This is a genomic window from Actinomadura rubrisoli (assembly GCF_004349215.1).
Taxonomy (GTDB): Bacteria; Actinomycetota; Actinomycetes; order Streptosporangiales; family Streptosporangiaceae; genus Spirillospora; species Spirillospora rubrisoli.
This window is the reverse complement of record NZ_SMKU01000715.1, coordinates 1-1,174: the sequence shown is the minus strand read 5'-3', so window position 1 is coordinate 1,174 and position 1,174 is coordinate 1. Positions and strand designations below refer to the sequence as shown.

Sequence of the window (1,174 nt, the reverse complement as noted above, 5' to 3'; positions counted from 1 at the left end):
CTGTTCACCGGCCTGGTGACCGCCGCACTCGACTACGCCGAGGCCCGCGGCGACGCGGCCGCCTCATGACCGGCCCGGACGACGTGCGGGACCGTCCCGAGCAATGGCCGGTGGCCGGGACGGCGACCGCGTTCGAGGGGCACATCTTCAAGGTCCGCCAGGACCGGGTCGAGATGCCGGGCGGGGACGGCACCGAGATCGTCGGACGGGACGTGATCGAGCACCTCGGCTCGGTCGGCATCCTCGCCCTCGACGACCGCGACCGTGTTCTCCTGCTGCGCCAGTACCGGCACCCCGTCGGCCGGCTGCTGTGGGAGGCGCCCGCCGGGCTGCGCGACGTGGACGGCGAGCCGCTGCACAAGCTCGCCGAGCGCGAGCTGCTGGAGGAGGCCGGGTACCGCGCCGAGCGCTGGGACACCCTGGTCGACGTGTTCCCCTCGTCCGGCATGTCCGACGAGCGCGTCCGGATCTTCCTGGCGCGCGGCCTCACCGAGGTGCCCGCGGACGAGATCGACTTCGAGCGGGTGCACGAGGAGGCCGACATGCCGGTCGTGTGGGTCCCGCTGGAGGAGGCCGTCCGCAAGGTGCTCGCCGGAGAGGTGCACAACATGATCGCCGCGGTGGGAATCCTCGCCGTGCGGGCCGCCCGCGACGCCGGGTACCGCGACCTGCGTCCCGTCGACGCCCCGGAGGACTGACCGCTTCCGCCGCCGCGTTGAGGTCCCCCCGCGCGCCATGACCGGGCATGATGGGCACGTCCCATCGCCCGACCGCCAGAAGAGGTGCCGCACTGTCCCCGAGCACGACGGGCCGGAGCGCCGCGCGGCCCCCCGCGGAAGACGCCGGCCCGGGATCCGCTCTCGACGCCGCCGTGCGCACCTACCTGGGGCATCTCGCCGTCGAGCGGGGCCTGGCCGCCAACACCCTCAGCTCCTACCGCCGCGACCTGCGCCGCTACGCGCAGGTCCAGGGCGAGCGGGGCCGCGCGGGCATCGACGAGATCGCCGAGGACGACGTCCGCGCGTTCCTGGTGAGCCTGCGCGAAGGCGACGACGACCATCCGCCGCTGTCGGCGGGCTCGGCGGCGCGCGCGCTGGTCGCCGTCCGCGGCCTGCACCGTTTCGCGCTGCGCGAGGGTCTCGCCCCCGGCGACCCCGCCCACGAGGTCAAACCG

Annotated in this window: 2 protein-coding genes; both read left to right on the top strand. The window is 74.9% G+C overall.

Annotated features, from left to right (window positions below):
* The first annotated feature begins 65 nt into the window (after window positions 1–65).
* Window positions 66–698: an NUDIX domain-containing protein gene (locus tag E1298_RS47060; RefSeq protein ID WP_131903820.1), complete on the top strand. Its 633-nt coding sequence runs from the start codon at window positions 66–68 to the stop codon at window positions 696–698.
* A 173-nt stretch (window positions 699–871) separates the two neighbouring features.
* Window positions 872–1,174: site-specific integrase (locus tag E1298_RS47055; protein WP_243726277.1), on the top strand; the 303-nt coding region annotated here is incomplete at its 3' end.

Bases quoted from the DNA above. Each gene is read 5' to 3' on its own strand.
- E1298_RS47060 (WP_131903820.1), top strand. From the start codon at position 66: ATGACCGGCCCGGACGACGTGCGGGACCGTCCCGAGCAATGGCCGGTG.